The organism is Rhodococcus sp. ACS1, assembly GCF_002300155.1.
Lineage (GTDB): Bacteria > Actinomycetota > Actinomycetes > Mycobacteriales > Mycobacteriaceae > Rhodococcus_F > Rhodococcus_F koreensis.
In genome coordinates, this window is record NZ_NSDZ01000015.1 from 90,875 (window position 1) to 116,320 (window position 25,446).

The window sequence follows — 25,446 nt, forward strand, 5'->3', positions numbered from 1 at the left end:
CCCACCCCGCAGCGCCGAACACCTACGCGAAATGCTCGTCCACCACCACATCCTCCCCAGCCGCGGCGACCCCGCCTGGCCCGCTTCGAAACCTGGCTCGACCAACGACTCACCACTCTGCAACCAACGCCCGAGATTTACGCGCCCATAGAGCAATTCGCCCGCTGGCATCACCTACGCCGACTGCGCGTTCCCGATACCGGTCGCAACATGGACAACGCCACCCGCACCGCCAAACAATAGATCACCGAGGCCACCAAGTTTCTGACCTGGCTGCGCACCGAACACCACACCACCATCGCCCACCTGAGACAAGCACACCTCGACGCCTGCCTCAGCGAAGGCACCACCACCCGCCGCACCATCCGCAACTTCATTCAGTGGCGCCACCGCACCCGCATGGGCGAATGGGACACCGCCCTCGCCGTCGGCGTCCAAAAAGGACGCATGGTCCTGTTCCTGCGACTCGACCCCGACGGCACGCACGTCCTCACCGACACCAGGCCGCCCGAACTGGCCGACACCTACGGCCGCATCCGCACCGTCGCCGCGCAACCAGACGGATCACTACTCAACACCACCGACAACGGCCACGACGACAAGGTCCTCCGCGTGACCCCCACGACCGAACGATAGCGCCGAGTGCTGGAATAGTGCTTGCCCCAGCCATTCCCGCAGATCCCGGAAACACAGCGCGCTCATCCTGCTCGGCGGAATCGGACCTTTCACACCCCGGGTTGGAAATGCGATGCCCCCACAGCCGCGTCACGGAGCAAGCGCCGATCCGATGTGCGCCGGGCGCCTGGCAAACTACCGGTCGCTCGCGCCGCCCCGCCGGCAAGGCTCGCAGGACGTGCTCAGCACTACCTCGAGCTCTGCACGGGTGAAATCAGTTCGGATCCCACGGCGATCGTTCGAGACTGTTGAGCTCATCGAGAACCTGGTCGAGCGCGGTGGTCGGGATGCGGAAGTCTTTGCCCTCCGAAGCCCGGAGGCGGTCGCGTACGTAGGCGAGCATGGCGAGTTCACGCTCGAGGTCTGCTGCGGTCCGGTCGCTCACGATCCCATCCTGTCTGAGTGTGCGGTGATCGGAACTGTTCCGCTCAGCAGCGTCGAGAAGGAGTCTGGCAGTGCGACATTCACGGCCAAGACTTCCTTCAAGACCTGCCGTCACCATGGGTCAACGGCCCATTCTGCTGGTCCAGTCGGCGGCGGAACGAATCACCGTCGCCTGCCAGCTATGTATGGGCGCTACCGTCTGTGGCCATCGACGACATCTCAGCGGTCCCCACATCATTCTCCGCCCGTCGAAAGATCCTGTTGTGCACCGGCTAACACGATTGTCGGCGCACCCCGACGCATCCCCAAGGGCGCGCGGGCGATCACTGTCGATCACGCAGCAGTGCAACGGCTTCGTCCATCCGGTAACGCACCACCAACTGCTCGAGGACCTCATCGATGGTCGTCGGAGGGCGCACCATGCGCACCGACAGCATCTCCACCGCCCGGGCCGCGGCGGCCGGGGACACTGATACCGTGTCGGCCGCGAACTCTGCCGGCGAGATCACCTGGATGCCCGGGAACTCGGTCTCGTGGAACGTCTTTCCGGCTATCGGTGACGATCACCCCGGCCCCGCCAACCACCGCGGTCGCCACGACGTGCTCGTCATCGGGAACCGGCAGGGAGAACGTACCCTCAAGCGGCTCCCAACCGGTCACCAGCGCATCGTCGAAGTACTCGCGCATCGTCCCGACCAGCCGTGCACTGGCCGCCTGCGCGGCCGCCGGAAAGTGTCCGCGTCGTTCGAGCTTGGCGGCCTCGTGGAACTCGAGTTCGTCGAGAATCACCTCCGACCACAACGGCCGATACAAACCCTCGACCGCCATCGAGAGCAGGAAATCCCGCTGCAGGCTCGGCCAGAGAACACACGTGTCGAGAACTGCCGCGAACATCCGGGCAGTCTATCGACCAATTGGCCGAAGCTAGTGGTCGATGCGGCGGGCGCGTCGCCGCTCCGCGACCGCCTTCCGTGCGTTCTTCAACGGCTCCGCGACCACCGTAGGATCGTCCTCGTCGTCGATCCGCACAGCCGTCTGGGCGAGTGCCTCGTACTGGCGGGCCCGGCGCTGCTGCTGATACTCAAGCACATCCCGCAACAACAGCCGATGCCGAGCGCCGACCTTCTCCGCCGGCAACTCCACCGCATCGATCAACCGGCGCACCGTCGGCCGGCTCACCCCCAGCAAATCCGCGGCCTGCTGCGTCGTCAACATCATCGCCCGCGGTGCCACCGTCACCGCGCGACCGGCCTGCAGTGCGGCCACGACCTGCTTGAGCGCCGCATGCACCTCCGCCGGCAACTCCACCTGATCGTGCTCACCGGCACCGACCAACAGATACCGCGGCTCGTCCCGGTCGCCGCGGCGCCGCTCATGGGTGTCGAGGAAGCCGACCACCGCCGCCAACCCCGCACCCACCGCTGCTTGCGGCAGATACGTGTGCTGATCCAACGCCTGTGCACCCGTGATCGACCCTTTCGTTCGAAATAGTCGAATTACCTACCTTTCGAATCTTTCGAATAAGTCGAAGTGGATGCGAACCTCTGCAGCCGGGTTACACGGGAGCACCAATCCCTACGAGCGTCCCAGGTCGGCGGAGTGCTCACGACCATGCTTTGCGCCCTTCATCTGTGAGCACCACGCTCGACGGCCTGAGCGGCCTCTCCGCCTGACTAGCCGAAAATGGGTCGTGCGGTATCCGCGGGACCGCCACCCAGGGGTGCTTTCCCGCCCCCTACCGGGGCACCGATCACCCCCTCGGGGTGTTACCGAACGCCGGCTCCCGGCGAAAACTAGTGGTCGTCCGAGAACACGAAACCCCCGAAACTTCAGGAGCCACAGAATGTCCTCGATCACAACACGCACCGCAGCCGCAGCAGCCGTCGGCGTCGCCCTCGGCTTCGGTGCCGTGCTGGCCCAGGGTGCCACCGCCGCAGCAGCACCCGCGGACGGGACCGCCCCGCAGGTCCCGTACACCGTCCAGGTGCGGGACCGCATCGGGTGCGCCAACGCGTGGCCCATGGTCGCCTGCGATGCCCCGGACGAGGACGTGCCCGAGCAGGTCGAACTGTACGAGCCGGGCACCACGCTCACCGAGCCGGGCACCACCCTCACCGAGCAGGGAGGCGTCGACCTCTTCGGGTCCTCCAGTGCCCCGTACCACGCCGCGAACTATCCCCTCGAACCCGACGACGGCGTGATCTCCCACCCGCTCGACCCCGACATGCCCTGGATGTGAGCACCGCCGGCTCCGGCTCCGAGTCCCCTCGACGCCCGGAGCACATCGGTGACGCGGCGCCGAGAGTGTCCGCTTCGACGCCGGGCGCCCTCGACGCCATTTCCCGCACAGCGACGACCCGCACGGACATCGCACAGCGGTGCACCTGCGGGTCGCTGGTAGTGGTCAGCGCGTTTCGAGTTCCGCTTCGCGGGCGAGGACGGGTGCGCCGGAGGTGTGCCGATGCGCGAGGTGCAGCGCGAGGCCGGTGAACACCAGTCCGCCGACCATATCGCCGAGCACGGTGGGGATTTCGTTCCAGATCAGGTAATCGAGGAGTGTGAAGTCGCCGCCGAGCAGCAGACCTGAGGGGAACAGGAACATGTTGACCCCGGCCCGGACGATCCGCTTGGGCCAGAACCGGCGGGTGCCGAACATCTCATCCGCCAGATCCCGAACAGCATCGCTGACCGCCGACTCGATTGCCCAGGAGGCGATCAAACCCCGCGCGATCACCTCATCGAGCAACACCACCGCACGATCCCGCGCATCGAGTAACGAAGCGACACGGCCTTGTTCGGACACAGAGGATGCACGGACAACACCCAATCCTAGTCAGCACGGGTCTTTCCACCCGCCGCCGCGCGACATGAGGCGGCCTCCGCAACCGCAACATACGGATCTGCGCACTGTCCCCAGGCTGCCCTCGGCGTCCTCGGCGTCCTCGAACCCGCGAAGGTCGTCGAAGGCGGCCCGCTGCGCATCGCGTATTCGCTCTCGGTAAGCGATGACGTCACTGCTCTCGAGCCGGGTATGCGTGCCGACCTTGTGCGTGGGGATCACACCCGGCGCGGATGAACTTCATCAACGCGGGGCGGGAGAGATGTCGAGCATGTCGGCCGCGGCAGTCGTGGTCACCTCATGTGGCACCAATCCTATGGTGACGGAGCCACCGGCCGCACCACGGACACGACCTGCTCGAGGATCCGCGCCAGCTCCGGCGGTACCGCCGACTCGCGGCCTGCGGCGTCGATCGAACCAGCCTGCGAGACCTGGGGGGTGAGCGTGAGGGTGGTCCTTGCGACACCATGATCGGTCAATGCAGAGCCCATCACGAGCACCTCCTCTACACAGCTAGAACAGCTGTCTTTCACTCATAAAAGCAACCGAGGGTCTGACCGTTCCTGCCGGCGCCACCTCGGACCTGCGAACCGACCTACCGGTGCCGGCCCCTGCCCCGCCGGCCAATCGCGAGTCGCAATGTGTACCGGCCGACGGAGTCGAGGCCGCCCGAGAATGGGAACGAGCGGCGCTAACCACAATACGGCGGCAGGCCATCACCGCCCCAGGCCCGCACCGACGGTACCCGATGCCGCGGGGCACAAAGACCATGACAACCGGAATCTCTCATGCGCGCCCCGCGGCCCCCTTACGCGCCCGACTTCTTGTTACGCAACACCACCAACGGCAGTACCAGAGTGGCAACCGCGGTCACCAGCCACACCACCAGAGTCGCCAGAATCCACGTGCGCCACCCGTCGATACTCAGACCACCGACAAGCGATGCGATCGCCAACGCCACCAATGTCGACACGAGCCCGACACCTCCGAGAAACGCCGAAGCGTTCCTCGCCACCACCTTGCCAATGAACGGAGACAGCACACTTTGTGCCACCGCAAACACCACCACCGCGGTGACAAATCCCGACGCGGCAATTGAGACCCCGGGCAGGAGCCACTGCGCCACCAGCAGGCCGAGCGCTGCCGACCCCAAGAAGACCACGACCCGAAGCAGGAAACGAATCATTCGAGAAGTCCCCTCGCCCATGACAATCGGCACGAATCAGAGATCGCGACAACGTTCACACGGATCGACCACATGCCCATCTCGCCCTCCCCTGGAAGGCCCCGTACAAACCCTCGACATCACCGCAACCTCCAGTTGCGACGTTACGCCAACCGCACCACAATCGCCCTACTGGTACCGCCTGGTGACCGCCGCCTGACGTCACAAATGGTGCGCGCGAATAACCCCGCCTCGCCGGCACCGATCCGCACTCCACACCGCGAGCTGACGCCGCACTGATGAACACTGGCACGCCCACCACAGTGACCCCCTCCGGCGACTTTCCGACCACCAAGAAGAACACGTTCAGTCTCGCTCGGGCGACTCCGGTACCCCGTTCCTCGCCTTCATAGTCGCCCTGCACGTCGCGACCGCCGTCGCACTGCTGATCTTCTACGCCCGGGGATGGTGGCCACGATGATCTGCCAGGCCATCCACTCGGTGGAGGTCTCGATGCTGCGGGTGCGCACGGTGGTGACGAACGTGCCGATGATCGCCACCCAGTCGTTCGGGTGAGAGTCCCTCGAGTCCGGTCCAGGCCGCGTCGGCGGTGAACGGTCCGAATGTGCAACACGTCCCGTCGTGGCGGTCCACCTCGACCACCCAGTACTCGGTCACTTGTAGAGCTGCTGTGGCGTCGACGGCGGTGTTAGTCATCGGTGCTCCTTGAGTAGAGTGAAGCCTCGCGATTGTGTCAAGATCCAGTGTCTGCCGACGCGAGCGTGCAGGGCGAGGGACGTCGCCTTACAGCGATCGACCCCCTTTTCGCCGGGGCGTAGTCCAGCTGCTCCGAGGGTCGATCAGGTGTGTCCCAAGGGTTCATCCAAACGATCACCTCGCCTCCGCAATCGCGACAACTTCACCACCAATTCTATCGCCGGTCGCCCCGTCGAGTAGCAGAGCGAAAGCCGACCCCTGCGTAGGTTGAACGGAAGTGGGTTGTGGGCGAGGGAGTCGACCGCCGCGGTCATACCGTTATCGAAGTGCGCGAATCCCCGCGGGCCGCACGACAGCTCAATAGATATGATGGGAAGGGACTCGCAATCGGGCCGCCTTGGAGCACCACGCTGAGCGGGCATCCGGGGCAACCGAGGCGGTCACGCACAACAGCAGCGCGACACGGCACGATGCTGGCTCACGATCCACGCGCGAACAGCATCAGTCGCAGGGTGCCGTATCCGACGGCTTCAATTTCATGCCGAAGGAGCACCGACAATGAACACAACCACGAAGGCACGCACGAAGAGCCTTCTGGTCAGGCTGGTGGTGGCCGGATCGATCGTCACGTTACCGGCAGGCCTCGCCGCCGCACCAACGGTGGCCTCCATCGCCGTACCCGCGGTGGCGTCCGCCGCGGCACCGACCGCCCCACCGGGGCAGGACCCGTGCGATCCCAACAACAACTGGCTATTACCCCCGGACCAAATTCAGCAGCAGATGAACATGTGCGGCAACAACGGCGGCCAGATGCAACGGGATCGGAACCGCGAGCAAAATAACCCGCCGGCGCCCTTCAGGATGTCTCCGCCACCTGGCTTCGGCTCCTCCTGACGCGGACACCCTCCGCATGGGAATATCGACGGAGGTACTCGCGAATTCGCCGGCACGGATCAGTTCTCGTGTCAGAAGTGTGCGATACCAGCGCGAGCCGGCGACCGCATGACCGGGCTTACGCATGCGCCGCAAATAGAGCCTGAAGTCGTCGTCGAGGTAGAACCCGGCGCCGACCCAACTACCCGTCATCCTGATAAGGCGCCCCTACGGGTCACCGAGAAGAACGAGATCGTCGGTTGGCATGCTGGCCAGCCTTCAGCGTCACCGGTAAATCGTGATCGAGGCGTTCGCCCGGAACAAATACTGGCCGCGGGGCGTCGCCGTCCAAGGACAGCGCGTTCGGGCAGGAGAGCCAATAGAGTGGCATACTGCGATCGATGCAGGCCTCGGTGCGTGGGACTGCAGAGCATTGTCACGGAATGCGATGCCAGGTAACCCCGAAAACACTGCGTACTGTTCTGGTGTGAGGATATCGCCCACAGTGTGACGATTAGGTAGTGGAGCAATGGCAGTGACCCCCCAGCGGACAGAGCGTCGAACCGCCGTCGAACCTGCAGCTGACAGGTTCGACAACGCGTACCAAGTCGTGCACCCGAATGCCGTCTTGACCTCCGGCAACCGACCGGCGGACTAGAAGACGGATACGAACCATGGATGCGGCGGACCACTTCACCCGGCTCGAACACTCCATTCTATTTCCCGGCCGGATAGGCACTCCCTTCCTTCCTGATGACGTACTGACGCGACCTCGGCTGTTCGACCGGCTGACGAACGCAGTCAAGTACCCTGTGACCACTGTCACCTCCCCCGCAGGTTGGGGAAAGACGCAACTTCTCGCGTCGTGGGTGCGCTCGTCGTCCTGCGTGGTCGACGTGTGTTGGCTCACCGTGGATCGGCGCGATTCGGACCCGAACCGGTTCTGGCCAGCTATGTTGGCCGCGATCTCACCGATGTTGTCTCACTCAGTTGGAAATGAGTCCGACGACCCCGTTGTCCCACTGTTCGAAGGGCTCGCCACCCTTCGGTCTCCGATCCTGCTGATCCTCGACGACATCCATTGGCTTGATGACTCGGTCGTCGAAGCAGAACTGTCGTGGCTACTGATGCGGCTCCCGCCCCTAGTCCACGTAATACTTAGCGGCATCTACCTACCGCATCTGCCGATCAGTCGTCTCCGCGTCGAGGGCAAACTGCACACGCTGACAGCAAAAGACCTGTCGTTCAATACTGCCGAGGTTTCGGCAATGCTCGCCGAGTCAGGTGTCAACGTCTCGGCCGCCGCAGCCGAGAAACTACAGGTTCGCACCGAAGGATGGTCAGCGGGCCTCCGCCTGGCGGCGCTCGCACTTGCCGAAGCAGAATCCTCCGAGCAATTCCTACAGAACTTCACGGGCGATGACGCTGACGTTGCTGACTACCTGGTTTCCGAAGTTCTGGCTCGAATACCGGGCGACCTCCAGGACTTTCTCCTGCGAACCTCGGTCTGCGAGGTCGTGACTGCCGACCTAGCGGCGGCGCTGACTGGCCGGGCAGACAGTTACGAAGTGCTACGTTGGATGGCCAAACGCAACCTATTTGTCATCGCCGACACACCGCGCAAGGACTGGTTTCGCTATCACGGAATGTTCGCTGAACTACTTCGAAGCAGGCTGAAACTGCAGGTAGACCCATCAGCAGCCACACTTCATCACACCGCATCTAGGTGGTTCGCCGATCAAAACATGCCTGTCGCAGCCTTCCAGCACGCGTGCAATGCCGAGCGATGGCAGGACGCAGAAACGCTACTAGTCGGCAATTGGTTGCAGTTGTATCTCGACGGCCAGCTGGTGACAGTCCAAGGTCTCCTGAAGCAGCTCCCTGACACAGTGGTGTCTACCAACGGCGAACTCCGACTCGTACAGATAGCTGTCGCCCTCGCTCTTGGGGAGGGAGGGGTTGTGGACACCTCTGACGCAGCATTGGCCGGCGCGCCGCTCGAAACAGTCGGCGGACGGCGTACTCCGACGCAGCCCGAATCCGCGGCGCTGGACTCGGCCGATAGCCATCCCCTTTCCACCGATCTTCCGATCGACCCCGACGCAACAACGGCTAGCTTGGTAGTCGACCTCGAACGCGGCCGCCTTTCAGGCGACCTAAACGTAGTTGCGACCGCGGCGAACGGCATGGCAACACTCTCTCAACGGTACGAGAGCCACGGTACGACAGCCGCAAATGATCTCCGGGCACTGGCACTCCAGCAGCTCGGTACTACCGAATACTGGGTCGGCCGACGGGCTGACGGCGAGGGTCATCTGAGGGAGGCCCTATCCGCGTCGAGAGCGACCGACCGTGCATACCTCGAACTCGGTTGCCTAAGCCAACTCGTTGGTGTCCTCACAGCCCAAAATCGATTGACTGAAGCTCTGACCGTTGCCGACCAGGCCACTGAACTCGCCCGTCAGCGTGGATGGGAACTGACCGGCGCCGCGGCCGAACTATGGCACGCCCGTGGCTGGGCCGCGTACATGCGGGGAAACCTAGATGCCGCCGAACAACACCTCGCGGCCGCCGCAACGGCGGTCCGCCGTCAGGACGCTGCAGTAAGTGCAACCGTAATGCTCGTTCGTGGCCTCGTGATCAGCCTGCGGGGACGCAAACGGGAAGCGTTAACGGATCTCGAAGCGGCTGCACGGATCGTCGACCGGATGGCCGCCCGCTACGTCTTCGATGACTACCTCACCGCCGAGCGATCACGCGTCCGACTAGCGATAGGAGACGCGGCGGGAGCAGCTGCTGTCCTCGAATCCCTTCCACCACAATCGACTGGTCCGATAATGCTCACCGTTGCACACGCAGAACTCCTGGTCGGTGATGGCCAACCCGAGCGTGCTATCGGCCTGCTCGACGAAGCTATCGCCACAGGAAGTGGGCTAGTCGATGAGATGCTGCAGGCGATGATTCTGCTGGCTTTGTTAAACGTACAAAAGACACCGCAGTCGCCGCAGGCGGTTGATCAGATCGCGAAGGCAATCGAACTTGCAGCACCTGAGCAATACGTCCAGCCCTTTCTGCAATTCGGTAGCCCAGTCAACGCCTTGCTTCGTAGGGTGCGGCGCGCCGGCACCCGTCACCCCGAGTTCGTCGAGCTAGTGCAGGCTAAATTGGTTGAGACAGCTCCGACATTGCATGTCGGCTCGCTTGGTGCCACTCGTGGGGCTCTGGTTGAGCCGCTAACTAAACGGGAGATGCAGGTGCTGCGAGCGATCGAGGAGCCCGCTTCTCTGCCCGAGCTGAGCGCCCGACTGTTTGTCTCAGTCAACACTCTCAAGGCTCACTTGCGCAGTATCTATCGGAAGATGAATGTCAACGGCCGACGCGCAGCAGTTGTGAAAGCCCGGGCGCTGGGTCTGTTGTAACTGGTCACGCGTCATCCAGGTGCTGGCCAAAGCCGTCAGGGCGAGCATCCGCGCATTTGGAACCCTCGATCGAGGATGGTCCGACATAGCCGCGACGCTGGCGCGACGTCTCAGGGTTGAAGCACGCCGCAGAGATAGCGCCGCTGGCCCGCCGAAGTCTCCGCGTGTCGCCCGACATTCGAGGAAAGGGTCCGTACCGCACTCGGATCGCCATATCGAGCACCTCTGCGACCCACCAATCGCAAAGTTTTAGAAGCGCTCCGCGGGCCCGCCCCACACCCTGACGCACCTTGATCGAGTGCTTTAACCCTCATCGGGATGGCTTGCGATCTGCTCCTCACCCCATTGGGGTGAGGGGTTGGAGTACCGAGTCGGGACTAAGTCGCCCCGTTGGGGTGGCGATCGGATCGAGTGCTCTACACCACACTGGCCTTCATGACAGAGGCCTTCCACCAGCTGCTAAGCGGTCGATTCGAAGATATACCAGCAAAATGCGGGCTCGGACGCGAAAGGACGCAGGCATGAGTGGGGTGTTGAGCGGTCGCGTCCGTGGTTCCGCCGGACTGGTGGTGGTGGGCGCGGGCGTGGCCGGGTTGCGGACGGTGCAGGGTGTGCGGCGTGAAGGATACGACGGTCCAATCACGCTGATCGGCGCGGAGGCGCATCTGCCCTATGATCGACCGCCGCTGTCGAAGCAGGTTCTCACCGGCGAACTCGGATCCGCGCCCGTGGCCTACCACGACCGGGAATACTTCCAGGATCTGGGTGTGACGGTCTTGACCGGGACGCGGGTGGACTCGGTCGATGTCCAGGCGCGGACGCTGGCCGTGCAGTTCGAGGGATCGGATGTCAGGGAGCACATTCCCTTCGCGGCACTTGTAGTAGCTACCGGTGCCCGGCCACGCAGGTTGCCGTGCACGGTTCCACCGCAAGGCGTCCACGTCGTGCGTACCTGCGACGACGCAGCGGCGTTGTACGAAGAACTGCTCGCGACCCCGACGGTGATTGTGATCGGAGGCGGGTTCATCGGTGCCGAGGTCGCATCGAGTGCTCGCACGCTGGGTCTGGACGTGACTGTTCTGGAGGCAGGTCGGTTTCCGATGCGGCGGGCGCTCGGGCCGGTCATTGCTGAGTTGCTGAGCGGCTTACACGAACTGAATGGTGTGACATTACGTTGCGGTAGCAGCGTCAGCGGATTTCTCGGCGTTGATCGGGTCGAGGGCGTGCTGCTCGACGACGGGACCGCGATTGAAGCTGGCCTCGTCGTAGTCGGTATCGGAGTGGTGCCGGACGTCGATTGGCTTACCGGCAGTGGCCTTTCACTCGGTGACGGCTTGATCTGTGACGAGTTCCTTCGCGCCGGCTCGGAGACGGTGCTGGGTGTGGGAGATGCAGCGTCGTGCCCAAATATGGCGATAGGTGGTCGGCGGGTGCGTTCTCAGCAGTGGACTACCGCCGGGGATCAGGGGACGCACGCGGCACGGGTGCTGACCCACGGGACCGAGATTGCCGGTCCGTTCAGTCACGACATGTACTTCTGGTCGGACCAGTACGGGGTAAAGATCCAGGGGTCGGGCGACCTCTCCGGCGACGTCGAGGTTGTTGAGGCGCGCCCGGATCTGTCGCGTCTGGTCACTGCGTACCGGAACGGCGACCTGGTGCGTGGTGCGGTGACGGTGAATGCACCGAAGCAGTTTCGCCGTCTTCGAAAGATGATCGGCACTGAGGATCCGTGGAGAGGGGTAGTCGAGTTTACCTCTGCTCCAGCAGGTTACAGCGGAGGTGAGGTTCGGTGAGTCAGTTTCCTGAGATCGAGGTCGGTCTCGATCAGACCGATTGCTGTGGTTCGGGGATGTGCGCCAACTTGGCGCCGCACGCGTTCGAGATCGATCCGTCCGGGGTTGCGAAGGTGCTGCCGACGGCGCCGGGTTCGGATCGGAGCCAGCTATTGCGTGCGGCGAAGAGCTGCCCGACGGCTTGCATCACATTGGTGGAGAGAGGAGAAGAGATCGACCTCTTTTAATAGAGAGCCTCTTAGAAGGTTCTGCACGACGCCCGGCGCAAACACCCACGGACTCAGAAGCAACCAAGAAGGAACGGCCATGACAACCCAAACAGGCAACGAACCCGTCTACGACCTGAACACCAGCGCGGCAACATGGCGCCACTTTTGGCACCCAGTCGCTACCCTCGAAGAACTACGTGCGGCAAAGCCTGGTGGTCGCGGTCCCCTCCAGTCGAAGCTGCTGGGCGAGTTGATCGGGATCGCCGAGATCGGCGGCAAGCTGATCGCATTCGAGGACAGATGCTCGCACCGCGGGGTTGCCCTCACCCTCGGGTGGGCGGAAGAAGACGGTCTTCGATGCAAGTACCACGGTTGGTGCTACGGAAACGACGGCCATTGCAAGGAGGTCCCTTCGCTCACAGCCGATCAGCCCATCCCTGCCCGGGCTCGTCTCAATCAATATGACTGCGAGGAACGGTACGGACTAATCTGGGTACGCATGGATTCGTCGGTCGAGACCAAGATCCCGTCCTTCCATGGGTGGGATGAAGACACCCTGCACTGCATCATGGGTGAGTCCTACCAGTGGCCATGCTCCTCCGGCCGCCGCATGGAGAACTTTATGGACGTCACCCACTTCCCCTTCACGCACTGGGGCACGCTTGGCGCTCCCCCGAACACTGTCTTCCCTGTCTATCCGGTCGATCAGCGCAACGGAACGTTGAACTGGAAAACAGACACCTTCCTGGCACACAATCCCGGTCAGGACACCTACGGTCCCCCTGTCGATGAGGACGCAGTCATGCTGCCGCCGGCCGAGTACCTGATCGAGGTGCCGTTCAGTATCACCCTGAGATTCACCTGGTCCGATACCTTCTCCACACAGATCTTCATGCACGCCACACCCGTAGATGAGAACACCAGCCGCAGTTACTGGTTCACCTGTCACACTCATGACGAGTCTTCCGACCAGATCCACCTACAGTTGCAGGATATGGTGCTCGGAGAGGACTACCCCGTAGTTGCCTCGCACACGCCCGCCCGAATCGGCGATCCGCGGGACGAGGTGTCAGTGTTCCCCGACAAGCCGACCATCTTCTGGCGTCGGTGGATTCGCGAACTGGACGCGGGAGCAAAGCGCGGACCCGAGGCGCTGCGGGAAGCACTCGACCAGGTCGCGATCGAAACGGCCAGCTCACAGCCAGTGGGCTGAAGCGCAAGATCGCTTAACCACAGTTCCTGGCCACGGCGCCGACGGCTAGAGCAAGCATATCGCCTCCTGGTTCGCCATAGATGATGGAGTCCTGGCGTGGACAGCCAACGAACTTCGGTCGCGATGCCGGCGGTGGGGTGCGGTTTCGCGGTGTTGCCGAATTCCAGCTATTCGAAGTGGAAATGGCCGTACCATCCCATTCCTCATGCTCTTCTCGGTGCCTGCGCACCTCGGCGGACCGCCCCCACACGCACAGCGAGACCAGCGATGCGGGCAACAGGACCGCAGCCCGCCCCTGAGCCCTTTAATCCCGAAGCACCACCTGTGCGGCAAGAGCACGGCGACCAAGGCAACCTGATCGCCTCGCGATCTGCTGATCCAAATCACGTTCGACACAAGCAACGGCTTTGCCGCGCCTTCACCACACCAAGTACGTCATCGTCCCGGCATCCGTTGCAAGCATCAAGATATCTGAACCCAGACCCGGCTGCTGAATCATTCACCCCGTACGCACCGAAAAATCTGAACCAGTTCGTGTCCAATTGAGATGAAAGAGCGTGCCAAAATGGCAGTTTCCGTCAACAGGATACCTAATCAGGTCCGCGTCACCGAAAGAGATGTACGAAACGCTAAATGGATCTGCTTTCTCGCATGGACATTCGCAGTCTACGATTTCGTATTGTTTGGCAATCTACTTCCCAAACTTGCTGAAGAACATGGTTGGACGGAAGCGCGCTCGACCGGTATCAACACATGGGTCACGATCGGCACCGCGGTAGTCGCATTCGCCGTCGGACCCATGGTGGACAAACTGGGTCGCCGCAAGGGCATCATCGTGGCGGTGATTGGTGCAGCGTTAATGTCCGCTTTGACAGCTGCAGCCGGCTGGGTCGTGGGTGTGACAGCGGGTCTCGGCATCGTCCTGCTCATCGTTATCCGTTCAGTTGCTGGATTGGGGTACGCCGAGCAAGGGATCAACGCTACATACCTGAGCGAGATGTTCGCCACGGTATACACGGATCCGGCGCGCGTTCGACGGCGGGGGTTGAGTTACTCTGTCGTGCAGTCAGGCTTCTCTGTGGGGTCGGTTCTCGCTGCAGCCTCAATTTACGTGTTTTACCCCATTGGCGGCTGGGCACTGTGCTTTATCATCGGCGCATTTCCTGCCCTGTTCATGGTCTGGGCAGCAAGGTATTTGAAAGAAAGTCCCCAATTTTCCCTACGGAAGGAAGCTGAGAGCCTACGGCGCGTCGGCCTTGAGGATGATGCGAATGCACTTCTTGATTCCGCGGGACTTGCTCGGCGGACCGCCTCCACACCATTGATCGCTGCATTTAAGGGAGAATCACTTCGACCGACGCTTGTTCTTAGTGCAGCCTTCTTCTTGATTTGGTTTGGAGCTTTGGCGTTTATGATCCTCGGCACATCTGTCCTCAATTCGGCGGACGGAAAGAACATTGCGTTCGACAACGCTCTCGTCGTACTCATCGTGTCGAACCTCAGTGCCTGCATCGGATACCTCACGTTCGGCTGGGTCGGTGACCGACTCGGGCGCCGTTACAGCATTTCCATCGGATGGATACTCGCAGGTCTGTGTTTTGTTGGAATGATGTTGGTCCCGAACGACAACGCCATTCTCATTATCGTTCTTTACAGCCTGGGATTGCTCCTCCTGTCAGGACCGTTTGCGGCCCTACTTTTCTTCGGCGGTGAAAGCTTCCCCGCCCATACGCGGGCGACTGGGATCGCGATTGTTACCGCTGCTGGTCAGATAGGCGCCGTTGCAGCGGGCGCCGTGTTCACCTTCTGGCTTTCGAGTGGCCATTCTTGGGCTAGCACTGCCTTGCTCTGGGGCGCCCTGCCAATCATCGCGGCCGGGTTTGTCATTTTAGCTGCGCGGCACGTCCCGCCAGGCACCATCCGTATCGATTGATTGCGAATCAGGCATGATCGGTGATGACCGTGAGGTGCCACCGATTCGAGCGAGAGGTGCGTCGACGGCCCCGGGGCAACTGCGGCAGTGGTACCGGTGTCCGAGCCACGGCGAAGGCGGTTTCCCGTTTCCGGGAAACCGCCTTCGCCGATATCTGGTCCGGCTCGCCCGCCGCACGCCAGGGTGGCGGTCGGTCTTTGTGTCGATGCGCTGCCCGCAACACCTCCGGGTGCACGTTCAGCTGCTCGACCAGCCGTCGGATCACCGGTCTGGGCTCCGACTCCCGGTACAACCGCATCGCACGCTCCCGCAGCTCCGGCGGATACTTCCTCGTTTCCACAGTGACATCCCCATCCTTTACCCAGGATCAAGCCTGGCTCGGAAGTCTCCGGGAAAGCGAGGGATGCTCAGACCGGTACCCCCGCCCGTCAGTGCGTTCGGCGCAGTCTCTCAATCTGCAGTCCACGATGCCGTGACAGCCCGCGATGAGTGCGCCGCGAACGGACATGAACCCAGATCTGGAAGCAGACCCGAAATAGGACAGGTACCCCCATACGCCAAACGACCCATGCGCAAGCGCGCAGTTCAAGCCCACAATTGTGACCAATCCGATACGCCGAACCACAGCAAGAGGCCGCCGGACAAAGCTTCCGACGCACAACTTCACTCGCAGTCACGCAAGCAGCACACCCCGCGCAAACAGGCAACATGCGCCCCCTTATGAGGGACCAGTGCTGCACCCCAAGGGCGCACCGCCACTGGTGCGTGTCGGGGATCGCCCGCCCGTACGAAGGCACCGTCGTACGGGCGGGCAACTCCGTGTTAGGCGCATCGGCGAGCCCGAGGCCTTATGCGTAAAGGGCCGCGGAGCGAAAGCAAACACACCTGCGAGGACCTGCACTCGCGAGGAGCGGGTGGCCCACCGGACGCCGCGGGCACGTCATCGGCAGCGCGCTGCAGTGACCTGAGAAGTATTTCGGACTCGTTCTCACCTTGAAGTCAGGCGGCAGTCGCCACGAGTTTCCTTCCTGTGGCAATCAATCGGCAGGGGCATTGATGGCTTCGGTACCTGTGTTCGCGTAGATACTGCGGTACCAAATCAGGCTCACGGTCTCGGTCGCTTCTTCGAGGCTCGGCGCCTGGACACCGTGCTTTTCCGACTCGACATACCAGTGGTACGCAAGTTGCTCGACCATCGTGGCGAGAGCAACCGCGGCGTATTCCGGTTTCAATGGGCTCGACGGCAAATTCCGCTGTAGATAGCGTTCTTTACGTCGGAAGGTTTTCTGCTTGAGGTTCCACCACAGTTCCGCACACTCCGGAACGGCTGCGGACATCTCGATCAGGCCGGCAATGAGGTGACGATTCGAGTAGTACGTTGCGAGGTAGCGTCGCGATGACTCCCGCAGGGATTCGAACTCTTCTCCCTTTGTCCAGCTACCGCTTACTGCGGTGTAAAGCTCCTCGACCAACTCTTCCAGGATTTCCAGGAAGAGGACGTCCTTATTTTCGAAATAGCGATAGATTGCGCCGAGGGACAACGAACTTTTCTCCGCAATTTCGGCGACCGTGGCTCCGAAGTAGCCACGTTCGCTGAGTACATCACGGCCGGCGTCCATGATGCGGGCCCTGGTGAGCTGGCCTTTCTTGGTCGGAGCCGTTCGCGTTCTCGGCTTCGACTCGTCGGCCACGAATGCCACCACTTGTCATGCTCCCTCTTGGGACGACCATTATCCTCTCTAGTCTATCAGCGCCCGTCTGGCCGATGATGTGTCGACGCTTTCCCACCACTATTTTCGCGCTGAGTGAGGTGTGAATAAACAGTCCCGGGAATCGTGCCGTTCTTGGCTTCCTCTGTTTCCCTAACGATTCGATGGATACTGTTGACCGCTACGCATGGAAACCTACTGCGAACTCGTGTCAATTTCTGTGCATCTCTTGCTACGAATCCCCGAGATTGGTTTCACGCTGCGCGCGGTTCACTGGAGTTGCTCGCGATTGTGCGCTCTGCATTGTCGCGGTTCGGCTCGATCGCTATCTCGAAGCTCGGGGGGGTGTATAGGCTGCCCGTAATTTACGGATGATTTCGGGGTCGTAACCACCTTCGCTGATCGTCTGCCAGAGCTGGTTGACGAATCGCGGTAGCGACATTCCGTACTTCACGAGTAGTTCTTCCTCCGGGTGGGCCTCCGTACGGTGCCCAGGTGCACGCGAACCGGATCAGCTCCTCCGACTCGGTGGTACCTGCGCGGATCGCGTTGATCACCTTGTCTCGTCGGCTGCGTTGCTGTCGCCGGCTTCGGTAGGTGCATAGCTGAAGGTCGAGGACCGTCTCGAGCTCCGGACCGGGACGACGCCGGGCTTGTGGGGGTAGGTGCCGCTCGCCGGCCCGTGTTTCGTTGTCGATGCTGTGGTCCCTGTGTGAGTCAGACACCGGGAGGCCTTCCGGGAGGTAGTGGCGATCGCGTCGTGGCGATGGTGTGGGATACCTCGTCGAGCATGATGTAGCCTCCGAATGCGACGCCGGTGAGGGCGAGAAGAGCGGCGTACAGCTTGTCGAGCAAGCGATTCCTTCGGTCGACCGGGGGGGTAAGTACCAGTGCGTCAGACGCATTCGGCGACACGATTTTTCACGTCCGGTGAAAGGTTAGGGGGTTGCAGGCACAGAGTGTTGATCTGGGTCCGACGTTGCGGTGGGGCCGGTTGCCGGGGGCTGCTGACCGATGCGGAGAGTGAGCGCTGCGGCTACGGCGACGAGCATGAGTGTCCCGGCTGCGATGTACAGCTCGGTGGAGGTCCACCCCGCGTCGATCAAGCGTCCGACGATCAAGGGCGACAGGATGGCGCCGGCGCGTCCGATGCCGATGGCGCTGCCCACTCCGGTCGCTCGGGTGGCGGTCGGGTACACCAGTGCGGCAGTAGCGAGCAGGCCAGCGATGCAGCCGCTGATGCACAGACCCATCAGCAGCCCGGCGAGGAGGGCGACCCACATGGTCGACAGTGTTGCCGGGAAGACTGCGAGGAGGATCGCGGCGAAGAGTGTCGCGGCTGCGAGTACACGAGCGACCGAGAATCTAGCGGAGAGGAACCCGAATAGCAGGGTGCCGATGACACCGCCGATGTTGAGCAGCACGCCGCCGGTCAAGCCACTGTTCTGGGACATGCCGGCCTGGACGAGCAGCTTGGGGCTCCAGCTGGTGACGAAGTAGTAGGTGAAGAGCATGATCAGGAACAGGATCCAGAGGGTGAGGGTTGCGCGTCGGTAGGGCTGGGACAGCAAGGCCAGGAATCGGCCTCGCGTCGGCGCGTCGCTGACGGACTGGCGGGCAGGCAACGTGGCCAGGGGTTGCTGGCCCATCCGCCGGGCCAAGGCATTGATCCGGTCGAGTGCGCCGGCGCCGCCCTTGGTGATGAGAAATTCGATCGACTCGGGCAGACGCCAGATCACCAGGATCAAGGACAGCAGTGAGAGCGCGGCCCCGACGAAGAACACCGATCGCCACCCCCAGTTGTCGATCATGACAACGGCCGCCAGTCCGCCGATGGTGGCGCCGATCGTGAAGCCGGTTGTCTGCAGACTCACGGCCAGGCCACGCCAGCGGGGCGAAGCGTATTCGCTCGCGAGAACGTTGGTGCACGAGAGGAGTCCGCCGACTCCGAATCCGGTCAGAACGCGCACGAGGCCCAACTGGACCTCGTCTTGTGCGAACCCGGCGAGGATCATCCCGACGGTGGCGATGACGAGGCAGGAGATGACCAGTTTGCGCCGCCCGATCCGGTCACCCCAGGGCGCCAGGAGCAAGGCTCCGAGTGCCATGCCGAGCAGACCGGCGCTGAGCAGGAGGCCGAGCTGCGAGGCCGAGAGTTGCCACTCCGCGCTGACGGAGTTGGCGGTGAAGGCCATCACGAGAATGTCGAATCCATCGAGCATGTTCAGCACGACACAGATGCCGATGGCCGTCCAGTGGAACGACGACATGCGGTCGTCGGTGACTTCGAATTGGGGATTTTCGGACATGGCTGTCTCCAAGGAGGGAGGGTGTCTCGCCGGGTTCGCGGCGGTCTGTGAGAGGGGTGATGTGCGGTGTCGGAGAGAAGGTGGGTGTTGGCTAGTGGGCGCCCAGGGATATCGGGGGCTGACATGCCGGGGATGCGGTCAGTTCGCCGATCCCTGACCCGACGGTGTGGCGGGTCAGCGGAACGCCTGCTGTCCGGTCAGCGCCCTTCCGATCGTCAACTGGTGGATCTCGGCGGTTCCTTCGTACGTCAGCACCGATTCCAGGTTGTTCGCGTGCCGCAGCACGGGATAGTCGAGCGTGATTCCGTTCGCTCCGAGTATCGGTCGGCAATCACGGGCGATGTTCAACGCTTCGCGCACACTGTTGAGTTTGCCGAGGCTGATCTGTTCCGGCCGCAGTTGGCCTGCATCTTTGAGCCGACCCAGTTGGAGGGCCAGCATCATGGCGGTTCCCAGCTTCACGGTCATGTCGCTGAGCTTCAGTTGTGTTGCTTGGTATCCCGCGAGCGGTTTTCCGAAGATCTCGCGCTCGAGGGTGTAGGAGATTGTTGCTTCCAGGCTGTCCCGGGCAGCGCCGAGGGCACCGAAGACGATCCCGAACCGTGCCTCGTTCAGGCAGGCGAGAGGGCCGGCCAACCCCGCGGCTTCCGGTAGCATGGCGGATTCGGGTAGTCGGACGTCGTCGAGTACCAGTTCGCTGGTCACCGAGGCGCGTAACGACAGTTTGTTCGGGATCTGCCGCGCTGAGAATCCGGGGGTGTCGGTCGGTACCAGGAAGCCGCGGATCTTGTCGTCGGTGTGCGCCCATACGACGGCGACGTCCGCGACCGAACCGTTGGTGATCCACTTCTTTGTGCCAGTGAGGATCCAGACGCTCTGGTCGCGGCGTGCGTAGGTGCGCATTCCGGCAGGGTCCGAGCCGAAGTCCGGTTCGGTCAGGGCGAAACAGCCGATCGCTTCTCCTCGCGCCATTGCCGGCAGCCAGTGGTGTTTCTGTTCCTCTGAGCCCCAGCGGTGAATCGCGTACATTGCCAGCGATCCCTGGACCGACACGAGAGTGCGCAGGCCCGAATCCGCGGCTTCGAGTTCGAGGCATGCCAGACCGTAGGCGGTGGCACTGGTGCCTTCGCATCCGTAGCCGGTCAGGTGCATACCGAGGACGCCGAGCTTGCCGAATTCTCGGGCGAGCTCCCGTACGGGAACGTCGCCGCTCTCGTACCAGTCCGTCAGGTGCGGCCTCAGGTGGTCATCGGTGAAATCGCGGATGGTGTTTTGTATTTTCGCGTCGGTCGCATCGATCAGCCCGTCGATTCCGAAGAGTTCGAAGGGCGTCTGGGGGGTTGTCATGGTTTTTCCTTCTCGGGAACTCGCCGATTGATCGATCCGTGCTTCGGGCGGAGATGATCGGTGGACTGTCCTGCAATTTGCGGTGCGGAGTGCCCATCCGTGTCCGAGTGGGCTGTCGACGATCAGCGGCACCGCCATTGGGGTGTCCGCTTTTCGAGGAAGGCCCGGGCACCTTCCGCGAAGTCTTCGGTCTTCCGGATCTGGGTCATGCTGTCCTCGGCAACGGCCATCGCCTGGGTAGCATCCTGGGTCATCCCGTCGAGGAGGACTCGTCGGGTTTCGCGGACAGCGAGCGGTGCATTTGCGCCGACGCGATCGGCGAGGGCGAGTGCAGCGTTCATCAGGTCGCTCGGCTCGACTAGCTCGTTGACCAGGCCCAGCTCGTAGGCTCGCTGGGCCGTGATGCGGTCACCGGTCACCGCAAGCTCCATCGCGATGTTCCTCGGCAGAACCTGCGGCAGGTGGTAGAGGCCGCCGCCGGCCGCGACCATGGAGCGCTTGACCTCGGAGAGCCCGAAGGATGCTGCAGACGACGCGACCACGAGGTCGCAGGCGAGGACGATTTCGCAGCCGCCGGCGACTGCGGGACCGTTCACGGCAGCGATCATCGGTTTCGTGCGGCTCCGGGTGACCAGTCCGGCGAACCCACCCCGGGCGGTCTTGGCGGGGCTGCCACCAGCGGCGATCGCGGCGAGGTTGGCTCCGGAGCAGAAGACCGTGCCGGTGCCGGTGATGATCGACATCCAGACCGAGTCGTCCATCTCGATCGAGTCGATCAGTGCCTCGATACGCTCGGCGTCCGCGAGGTCGATCGCGTTGCGCACTTCGGGGCGATCAAGGGTGATGACAGCAATATGTTCGTGTTGTTCGAAGTGAACCATGTGTGTTGCCTTTGTCCAGAGGAATCAGATGTGAAATGTAGCGAAAGAGACTGCAAGGAACTCCATTTGGCGCGCGCTGGGCGCACACACCCGCGATCACTTCTTGTCGACTTTCCCCACACCGGTCGGATGAAGCGAAAGAGACTGCGAGGACGTCTTATTGGGGCGTGTCTGTCACAAACCGAACCCGCAGTTGCTTCTTGTCGATTTTCCCGACGCTGGTCAGCGGAAGCTCGGTGAGCACGTGGACCTGATCCGGGACCCAGAACTTCGCAACCTGCGGACGTAGCCAGTCCAACAGTTCACAGGGTTCGACCGTGCGGCCTTCGTAGACGGTGACACACGCGACGGGCCGTTCGTCCCATTGCTCGTCTGGTATGCCGATCACCGCGGCCGCTTCCACCGAGGGGTGTTTCTGAATCGTCGATTCGAGTTCGAGCGACGAAATCCACTCTCCGCCGGACTTGATGAGGTCTTTCAAGCGGTCCCGCAGCTGGATGTACCCGTCGGGGTCGATCGCGGCGGCGTCCCCTGTTCGGAACCACCCGTCCTCGGTGATGGTGTGATCGACATCGACGCCGTAGTACCCGGCCGTTACCCAGGGACCGCGGCACTGAAGTTCGCCGACCGCTTCACCATCCCACGGGAGTTCTCCGATCCCATCGTCACCGACGATGCGCACCTCGACGCCCGCAATGGCGATCCCTTGAGAGGACGCGATATGACGAGTCATTTCCGCGCCGCCGTGGCCGAGATGGGGGCGGATACGGGTCAGCGCGGCGAATGCGTTCGTTTCGGTCATGCCCCATACCTGAACTAGGGGATTCCCCGTCAGTTCGAGGCAGAGATCGGTCAGTCTGGACGGCACTGCGGACCCGCCGGAACAGAGCATGCGCACGGCCGACACATCGCGGTCACGGAGTTCGGGAAGTACGCGCGACCACAGGGTGGGCACGGCGGTGGAAAAGGTAACCCGCCGCTCTTCCATCAACTCGGCCACCGCGGGCCCGCTGAGGTCGGCTCCCGGAAGCACCAGGTCCGCACCCGCCATTGCTGCCGCGTAGCAGAGTCCCCACGCGCTCGCGTGAAATATCGGCACCAAGGGCAGGACCGTGTCCCGCTCGCAGATGCCGATGGTGTCGGCCTGCAGGAGAGACATCGTGTGCAGCCAGATCGTGCGATGGGAGTTGATGATGCCCTTCGGGTTTCCGGTGGTGCCGCTGGTATAGCAAATGGTCGCCGGTAGCGACTCGTCGTCCACCGTCAGCTCGACCGGGTCTGCCGACCTGATCAGTTGCTCGTAGTCGACGACGGGCAGTGGGGAGGTTATCGCGATGTCGCGGTCGCCGGGACCGGTGCCATCGTCGATGACGACGAGTTGGCGGACGCTGCTGAGGGTGTGAAGGATGGGTAGCAGGCGACCGAGCAGTGATCGATCGGCGAAGATGACCTCGTCTTCGGCGTGATTGATGATGTAGGCGAGTTGGTCACCGGGCAGTCGCACGTTGAGTGGGTGCAGGACCAGCCCGGAGCCGGGTACGGCGAAGGTCAGCTCCAGGTGACGGGTGGTGTTGGCGGCGAAGGTCGCCACCCGTGCACCGGCCGGCAACCCCATGGCTTCGAGTGCGCCGGCCAGCTTGCGGGTGCGCTGTGCCCACTGACCGTACGAGGTCACCTCGACGGTGCCGCGCTCTGCTGTGCTGATCGTCTTGTGTGCGAAGTACCGCTCGGCGCGTCGGAAGATCTGACCCACCGTGAGCGGTACGTCCTGCATGGTGTGCTTCATCGGATGTCCTACTGCTTTTAGTGATTGTGTCACTCTGTGGCCTCGATCAGTACCGCGTCGGTCTGCCCGAAGCCGCCGCAAATCGCTGCGACGGCCCAGCGGCCGCCGGCGCGCCGAAGTTGGCGGGCGGCGGTGAGGACCAACCGCGCGCCACTGGCACCGGTCGGGTGTCCGAGCGCGACCGCTCCGCCGTTGATGTTGGTGCGTGCGTGGAGTTCACGCTCCAGTCCGGAATCGCCGCCGGCCAGTACCTTGGTGCTGACCACCGCGGTTGCGGCGAATGCCTCGTTGATCTCGATGACGTCGATGTCGCTGGCGGTGAGGCCGGCTTCTTCGATCAGTCGGCCGATCGCGACACCGGGCAGGTACACCGACGATGTGGGCGTCGAGGCGGTCTGGAGGTACGAATGCACCTTGGCCAGCGGGGTGCCACCGTGTTGGGACAGCGCATCGGTTCCCGACAGGATCACCGCGACTGCGCCGTCATTGAGGCCGGGGGCGTTTCCGGCGGTGACTGTCGGTCCGCCGTAGACGGGTTTGAGTCGAGCCAACTTCTCCAAGCTGGTGTCCGGACGGGGCTGTTCGTCCACCTCGACGGGCCCGTTCGGTGTCGTCATCGCGCAAATCTCACCGTCGAAGAATCCGTCCGATAATGCCTTGAAGTACCGCTCGTGGCTTTGTACCGCCCACATGTCCTGCTGTTCGCGGTCCACCCCGCGTGCTTCCGCCTCCTGGCCAACCGATCGCGCAATGGACACTCCGCCCTCGAGTGGGTTGCGCAGCATCAAGAGATCTTCGACGGTCAGGTCCCCGCGCTTGGCACCCCAGCGTGTCTCGTGCAACAAGCGGGGCGTCTGGCTCATCGATTCCAGTCCCATGGTGAGAGCCGATCGTGCACCGCCACGAATTGCCCGAATGCCAAGTCCCACGGCCGCCATGCCCGAGCAGCACGCTCTGTCGATGGTGAGGGTGGGCAGCGTCTCCGGCAGGCTGGCAGCGAAGGCCAATTGCCGTGCGGGAACCATCAATCCGCCTTCGATCATGGCCATCCCGACGACAAGTTCGCTGATATCGTCGACCGGCCATCCCGTGCGATCGAGCAGGGACGTCACGGTTTGCTGTGCCAGGTCGATTACCGACAGGTCGCGAAGACCTCCACCGAACTTGCCGAACGGTGAACGAGCCCCATCGACAATCCATACCGGCGGGTTCTGGGTCATGCTCACTCCTAATAGTGAAAGTAACTTCACTTTTACAATATGGCTGGCTTAGGCCATAGTCAACCCCAACTTTTGCCGCGGGCCGGGCTCTCGAACCCGATGCTGCGTCCATGCGCAGATGCGCGACTCGACGACCGGGTGTCGATCCCCCATGCGCGACGACTCCGACCTGATTTCGCGCACTATTCCTCATGTCTGCAACAGCTTTGGAAGCCGGGACGCACCCGCGGACTACTCCATGCCCCTACGATCCTGGGCCAGTGGATGCGGCGCTGGTCGATCCTGCCCGGAAACTGCTCCAGGATGTGGCCACGCGGCATCCGTTGGCGAGCTCTCAGGTCTCCACGGCGGACACGACGATGTCGGCACCACAGCGGGCCAGTGCGAATCGCCGCTACCTGAACTGATCGGCGACCTGAGGCGGGCTTACGGCAAGGTGACCGTCCGGATCAGGGAGTATCGGTCCGAGCCCGACGTAGCGAGGGCGGTACGGGATGGAACCGTCGAGCTGGGATTCGGCTTCCTCGAAACGACCGACTCCAGAGAGCCCACCAACCGCGATCTCGACACCCATAACCTGGGCACCGATGAACTGTGCATCGCCCCTGGGGATCGCCGACGGTCTCCCCGACCCCCTGCCCTTCGAGCAGATCCCCCGATCTACCGGTAATCGCGGTACCGGCGGCGCACAAGGGCGGGTCGCGGTGGAGTCCGCGTTACGCCGGCAGCACGGCGGACAACGCTCGGTGTGGTCACAGCGCATCGCCAGGCGCGCGTACCGCTCGTTGCCGCCGGCGCCGGAATGACATGGGCCACTATGGTAGTCGTCGACTAATACCGGCAGGGCGGGCGTCGTTGCCCGCGCCATGGAACCGCCGCTGATCCTCCCAGGAGCGGTCATGCATCGGCTAGGGGCGCTCTCCCCCGCCGCCCGCACACTGCTCGCGGCGGCGGAACAACTAGCATCGGGA

Annotated in this window: 23 protein-coding genes and 2 pseudogenes; 11 read left to right on the forward strand and 14 right to left on the reverse strand. The window is 62.9% G+C overall.

What is annotated here, in order from left to right:
- The first annotated feature begins 399 nt into the window (after positions 1 to 399).
- The gene (locus CJ179_RS49210; RefSeq protein ID WP_143049012.1) at positions 400 to 636 is read left to right on the forward strand and encodes a PQQ-dependent sugar dehydrogenase; all 237 of its coding nucleotides are present in this window, start codon (positions 400 to 402) and stop codon (positions 634 to 636) included.
- 253 nt (positions 637 to 889) lie between these two features.
- Here CJ179_RS49210 and CJ179_RS52010 read toward each other — a convergent pair whose 3' ends face one another.
- From CJ179_RS52010 to CJ179_RS49220, 3 genes are all read right to left on the reverse strand, one after another.
- Positions 890 to 1,060 (reverse strand): hypothetical protein, encoded by a 171-nt coding sequence (locus CJ179_RS52010; RefSeq protein WP_162850403.1) that lies wholly within the window; start codon positions 1,058 to 1,060, stop codon positions 890 to 892.
- A 392-nt stretch (positions 1,061 to 1,452) separates the two neighbouring features.
- Positions 1,453 to 1,953 (reverse strand): PIN domain-containing protein, encoded by a 501-nt coding sequence (locus CJ179_RS49215; RefSeq protein ID WP_240320054.1) that lies wholly within the window; start codon positions 1,951 to 1,953, stop codon positions 1,453 to 1,455.
- 30 nt (positions 1,954 to 1,983) lie between these two features.
- Positions 1,984 to 2,511: a helix-turn-helix domain-containing protein gene (locus tag CJ179_RS49220; RefSeq protein WP_162850402.1), complete on the reverse strand. Its 528-nt coding sequence runs from the start codon at positions 2,509 to 2,511 to the stop codon at positions 1,984 to 1,986.
- 391 nt (positions 2,512 to 2,902) lie between these two features.
- Here CJ179_RS49220 and CJ179_RS49225 point away from each other — a divergent pair, with 391 nt between their 5' ends.
- On the forward strand, positions 2,903 to 3,298 hold the full coding sequence (locus tag CJ179_RS49225) for a hypothetical protein (RefSeq protein ID WP_073369073.1): 396 nt from the start codon (positions 2,903 to 2,905) through the stop codon (positions 3,296 to 3,298).
- A 165-nt stretch (positions 3,299 to 3,463) separates the two neighbouring features.
- Here CJ179_RS49225 and CJ179_RS54350 read toward each other — a convergent pair whose 3' ends face one another.
- From CJ179_RS54350 to CJ179_RS49240, 3 genes are all read right to left on the reverse strand, one after another.
- Positions 3,464 to 3,811: a hypothetical protein gene (locus CJ179_RS54350; protein WP_373560202.1), complete on the reverse strand. Its 348-nt coding sequence runs from the start codon at positions 3,809 to 3,811 to the stop codon at positions 3,464 to 3,466.
- 401 nt (positions 3,812 to 4,212) lie between these two features.
- Complete coding sequence (locus CJ179_RS53620) at positions 4,213 to 4,389, reverse strand: hypothetical protein (protein WP_240320053.1); 177 nt, start codon at positions 4,387 to 4,389, stop codon at positions 4,213 to 4,215.
- 317 nt (positions 4,390 to 4,706) lie between these two features.
- On the reverse strand, positions 4,707 to 5,084 hold the full coding sequence (locus tag CJ179_RS49240; RefSeq protein ID WP_073369077.1) for a phage holin family protein: 378 nt from the start codon (positions 5,082 to 5,084) through the stop codon (positions 4,707 to 4,709).
- Between the two features lie 358 nt (positions 5,085 to 5,442).
- Here CJ179_RS49240 and CJ179_RS54355 point away from each other — a divergent pair.
- Positions 5,443 to 5,532, forward strand: a pseudogene (locus CJ179_RS54355) (undecaprenyl-diphosphatase); the annotation flags it as partial.
- On the opposite strand, the pseudogene CJ179_RS53625 reads toward CJ179_RS54355, so the two are convergent.
- Positions 5,525 to 5,629: pseudogene (locus tag CJ179_RS53625) on the reverse strand (undecaprenyl-diphosphatase); the annotation flags it as partial. The pseudogenes CJ179_RS54355 and CJ179_RS53625 sit on opposite strands and share 8 nt — an antisense overlap.
- A 709-nt stretch (positions 5,630 to 6,338) precedes the next feature.
- Here CJ179_RS53625 and CJ179_RS52020 point away from each other — a divergent pair.
- From CJ179_RS52020 to CJ179_RS49275, 6 genes are all read left to right on the forward strand, one after another.
- On the forward strand, positions 6,339 to 6,674 hold the full coding sequence (locus CJ179_RS52020; RefSeq protein ID WP_074873309.1) for a hypothetical protein: 336 nt from the start codon (positions 6,339 to 6,341) through the stop codon (positions 6,672 to 6,674).
- 653 nt (positions 6,675 to 7,327) lie between these two features.
- Positions 7,328 to 10,072, forward strand: coding sequence for a LuxR C-terminal-related transcriptional regulator (locus CJ179_RS49255; RefSeq protein ID WP_073369081.1), 2,745 nt, complete (start codon positions 7,328 to 7,330; stop codon positions 10,070 to 10,072).
- Positions 10,073 to 10,593: 521 nt separating this feature from the next.
- A complete protein-coding gene (locus CJ179_RS49260; RefSeq protein WP_073369083.1) occupies positions 10,594 to 11,868 on the forward strand; it encodes an NAD(P)/FAD-dependent oxidoreductase in 1,275 nt (424 codons plus the stop codon).
- Entirely contained in the window at positions 11,865 to 12,095 is a 231-nt protein-coding gene (locus tag CJ179_RS54360; protein WP_083400776.1) for a ferredoxin, read from the forward strand. Before CJ179_RS49260 ends, CJ179_RS54360 begins: the two co-directional genes overlap by 4 nt.
- A gap of 79 nt (positions 12,096 to 12,174) precedes the next feature.
- Positions 12,175 to 13,290, forward strand: a complete 1,116-nt coding sequence (locus CJ179_RS49270) for a Rieske 2Fe-2S domain-containing protein (protein ID WP_073369084.1) — start codon at positions 12,175 to 12,177, stop codon at positions 13,288 to 13,290.
- Between the two features lie 565 nt (positions 13,291 to 13,855).
- On the forward strand, positions 13,856 to 15,223 hold the full coding sequence (locus CJ179_RS49275) for an MFS transporter (protein ID WP_083400838.1): 1,368 nt from the start codon (positions 13,856 to 13,858) through the stop codon (positions 15,221 to 15,223).
- A gap of 1,037 nt (positions 15,224 to 16,260) precedes the next feature.
- On the opposite strand, the gene CJ179_RS49280 is transcribed toward CJ179_RS49275, so the two are convergent.
- The 7 genes from CJ179_RS49280 to CJ179_RS49305 form a co-directional block, all read right to left on the reverse strand.
- On the reverse strand, positions 16,261 to 16,914 hold the full coding sequence (locus CJ179_RS49280) for a TetR/AcrR family transcriptional regulator (RefSeq protein ID WP_143549083.1): 654 nt from the start codon (positions 16,912 to 16,914) through the stop codon (positions 16,261 to 16,263).
- A gap of 735 nt (positions 16,915 to 17,649) precedes the next feature.
- Positions 17,650 to 17,787 carry a hypothetical protein gene (locus CJ179_RS52025; RefSeq protein ID WP_179377978.1) on the reverse strand — a complete coding sequence of 46 codons (138 nt, stop codon included), beginning with the start codon at positions 17,785 to 17,787 and terminating at the stop codon, positions 17,650 to 17,652.
- Positions 17,788 to 17,870: 83 nt separating this feature from the next.
- Positions 17,871 to 19,241 carry an MFS transporter gene (locus tag CJ179_RS49285; RefSeq protein ID WP_095866359.1) on the reverse strand — a complete coding sequence of 457 codons (1,371 nt, stop codon included), beginning with the start codon at positions 19,239 to 19,241 and terminating at the stop codon, positions 17,871 to 17,873.
- 174 nt (positions 19,242 to 19,415) lie between these two features.
- Entirely contained in the window at positions 19,416 to 20,588 is a 1,173-nt protein-coding gene (locus CJ179_RS49290) for an acyl-CoA dehydrogenase family protein (RefSeq protein ID WP_095866360.1), read from the reverse strand.
- A gap of 122 nt (positions 20,589 to 20,710) precedes the next feature.
- Positions 20,711 to 21,469 (reverse strand): enoyl-CoA hydratase-related protein, encoded by a 759-nt coding sequence (locus CJ179_RS49295; protein WP_095866361.1) that lies wholly within the window; start codon positions 21,467 to 21,469, stop codon positions 20,711 to 20,713.
- A gap of 157 nt (positions 21,470 to 21,626) precedes the next feature.
- A complete protein-coding gene (locus tag CJ179_RS49300; protein ID WP_218834956.1) occupies positions 21,627 to 23,255 on the reverse strand; it encodes a long-chain fatty acid--CoA ligase in 1,629 nt (542 codons plus the stop codon).
- Positions 23,256 to 23,284: 29 nt separating this feature from the next.
- Positions 23,285 to 24,475, reverse strand: coding sequence for a thiolase family protein (locus CJ179_RS49305; protein ID WP_095866362.1), 1,191 nt, complete (start codon positions 24,473 to 24,475; stop codon positions 23,285 to 23,287).
- A gap of 238 nt (positions 24,476 to 24,713) precedes the next feature.
- Between CJ179_RS49305 and CJ179_RS54365 the strand changes: the two genes are divergently transcribed.
- Together CJ179_RS54365 and CJ179_RS52435 are read left to right on the forward strand one after the other, a co-directional pair.
- On the forward strand, positions 24,714 to 25,145 hold the full coding sequence (locus CJ179_RS54365; protein ID WP_373560204.1) for a LysR substrate-binding domain-containing protein: 432 nt from the start codon (positions 24,714 to 24,716) through the stop codon (positions 25,143 to 25,145).
- Positions 25,063 to 25,281, forward strand: a complete 219-nt coding sequence (locus tag CJ179_RS52435) for a hypothetical protein (protein ID WP_218834958.1) — start codon at positions 25,063 to 25,065, stop codon at positions 25,279 to 25,281. The genes CJ179_RS54365 and CJ179_RS52435 overlap by 83 nt, the downstream gene beginning before the upstream one ends.
- The last annotated feature ends 165 nt before the right edge of the window (positions 25,282 to 25,446 follow it).

What these genes read in the sequence shown, in the direction of transcription:
- CJ179_RS49210 (WP_143049012.1), top strand. Translation starts at nt 400, where the DNA reads ATGGGCGAATGGGACACCGCCCTCGCCGTCGGCGTCCAAAAAGGACGC.
- CJ179_RS49215 (WP_240320054.1), bottom strand. Translation starts at nt 1,953, where the DNA reads ATGTTCGCGGCAGTTCTCGACACGTGTGTTCTCTGGCCGAGCCTGCAG.
- CJ179_RS49225 (WP_073369073.1), top strand. Translation starts at nt 2,903, where the DNA reads ATGTCCTCGATCACAACACGCACCGCAGCCGCAGCAGCCGTCGGCGTC.
- CJ179_RS53620 (WP_240320053.1), bottom strand. Translation starts at nt 4,389, where the DNA reads ATGGGCTCTGCATTGACCGATCATGGTGTCGCAAGGACCACCCTCACG.
- CJ179_RS49240 (WP_073369077.1), bottom strand. Translation starts at nt 5,084, where the DNA reads ATGATTCGTTTCCTGCTTCGGGTCGTGGTCTTCTTGGGGTCGGCAGCG.
- CJ179_RS52020 (WP_074873309.1), top strand. Translation starts at nt 6,339, where the DNA reads ATGAACACAACCACGAAGGCACGCACGAAGAGCCTTCTGGTCAGGCTG.
- CJ179_RS49255 (WP_073369081.1), top strand. Translation starts at nt 7,328, where the DNA reads ATGGATGCGGCGGACCACTTCACCCGGCTCGAACACTCCATTCTATTT.
- CJ179_RS49260 (WP_073369083.1), top strand. Translation starts at nt 10,594, where the DNA reads ATGAGTGGGGTGTTGAGCGGTCGCGTCCGTGGTTCCGCCGGACTGGTG.
- CJ179_RS49270 (WP_073369084.1), top strand. Translation starts at nt 12,175, where the DNA reads ATGACAACCCAAACAGGCAACGAACCCGTCTACGACCTGAACACCAGC.
- CJ179_RS49275 (WP_083400838.1), top strand. Translation starts at nt 13,856, where the DNA reads ATGGCAGTTTCCGTCAACAGGATACCTAATCAGGTCCGCGTCACCGAA.
- CJ179_RS49285 (WP_095866359.1), bottom strand. Translation starts at nt 19,241, where the DNA reads ATGTCCGAAAATCCCCAATTCGAAGTCACCGACGACCGCATGTCGTCG.
- CJ179_RS49290 (WP_095866360.1), bottom strand. Translation starts at nt 20,588, where the DNA reads ATGACAACCCCCCAGACGCCCTTCGAACTCTTCGGAATCGACGGGCTG.
- CJ179_RS49295 (WP_095866361.1), bottom strand. Translation starts at nt 21,469, where the DNA reads ATGGTTCACTTCGAACAACACGAACATATTGCTGTCATCACCCTTGAT.
- CJ179_RS49300 (WP_218834956.1), bottom strand. Translation starts at nt 23,255, where the DNA reads ATGAAGCACACCATGCAGGACGTACCGCTCACGGTGGGTCAGATCTTC.
- CJ179_RS49305 (WP_095866362.1), bottom strand. Translation starts at nt 24,475, where the DNA reads ATGACCCAGAACCCGCCGGTATGGATTGTCGATGGGGCTCGTTCACCG.
- CJ179_RS54365 (WP_373560204.1), top strand. Translation starts at nt 24,714, where the DNA reads ATGCCCCTACGATCCTGGGCCAGTGGATGCGGCGCTGGTCGATCCTGC.
- CJ179_RS52435 (WP_218834958.1), top strand. Translation starts at nt 25,063, where the DNA reads ATGAACTGTGCATCGCCCCTGGGGATCGCCGACGGTCTCCCCGACCCC.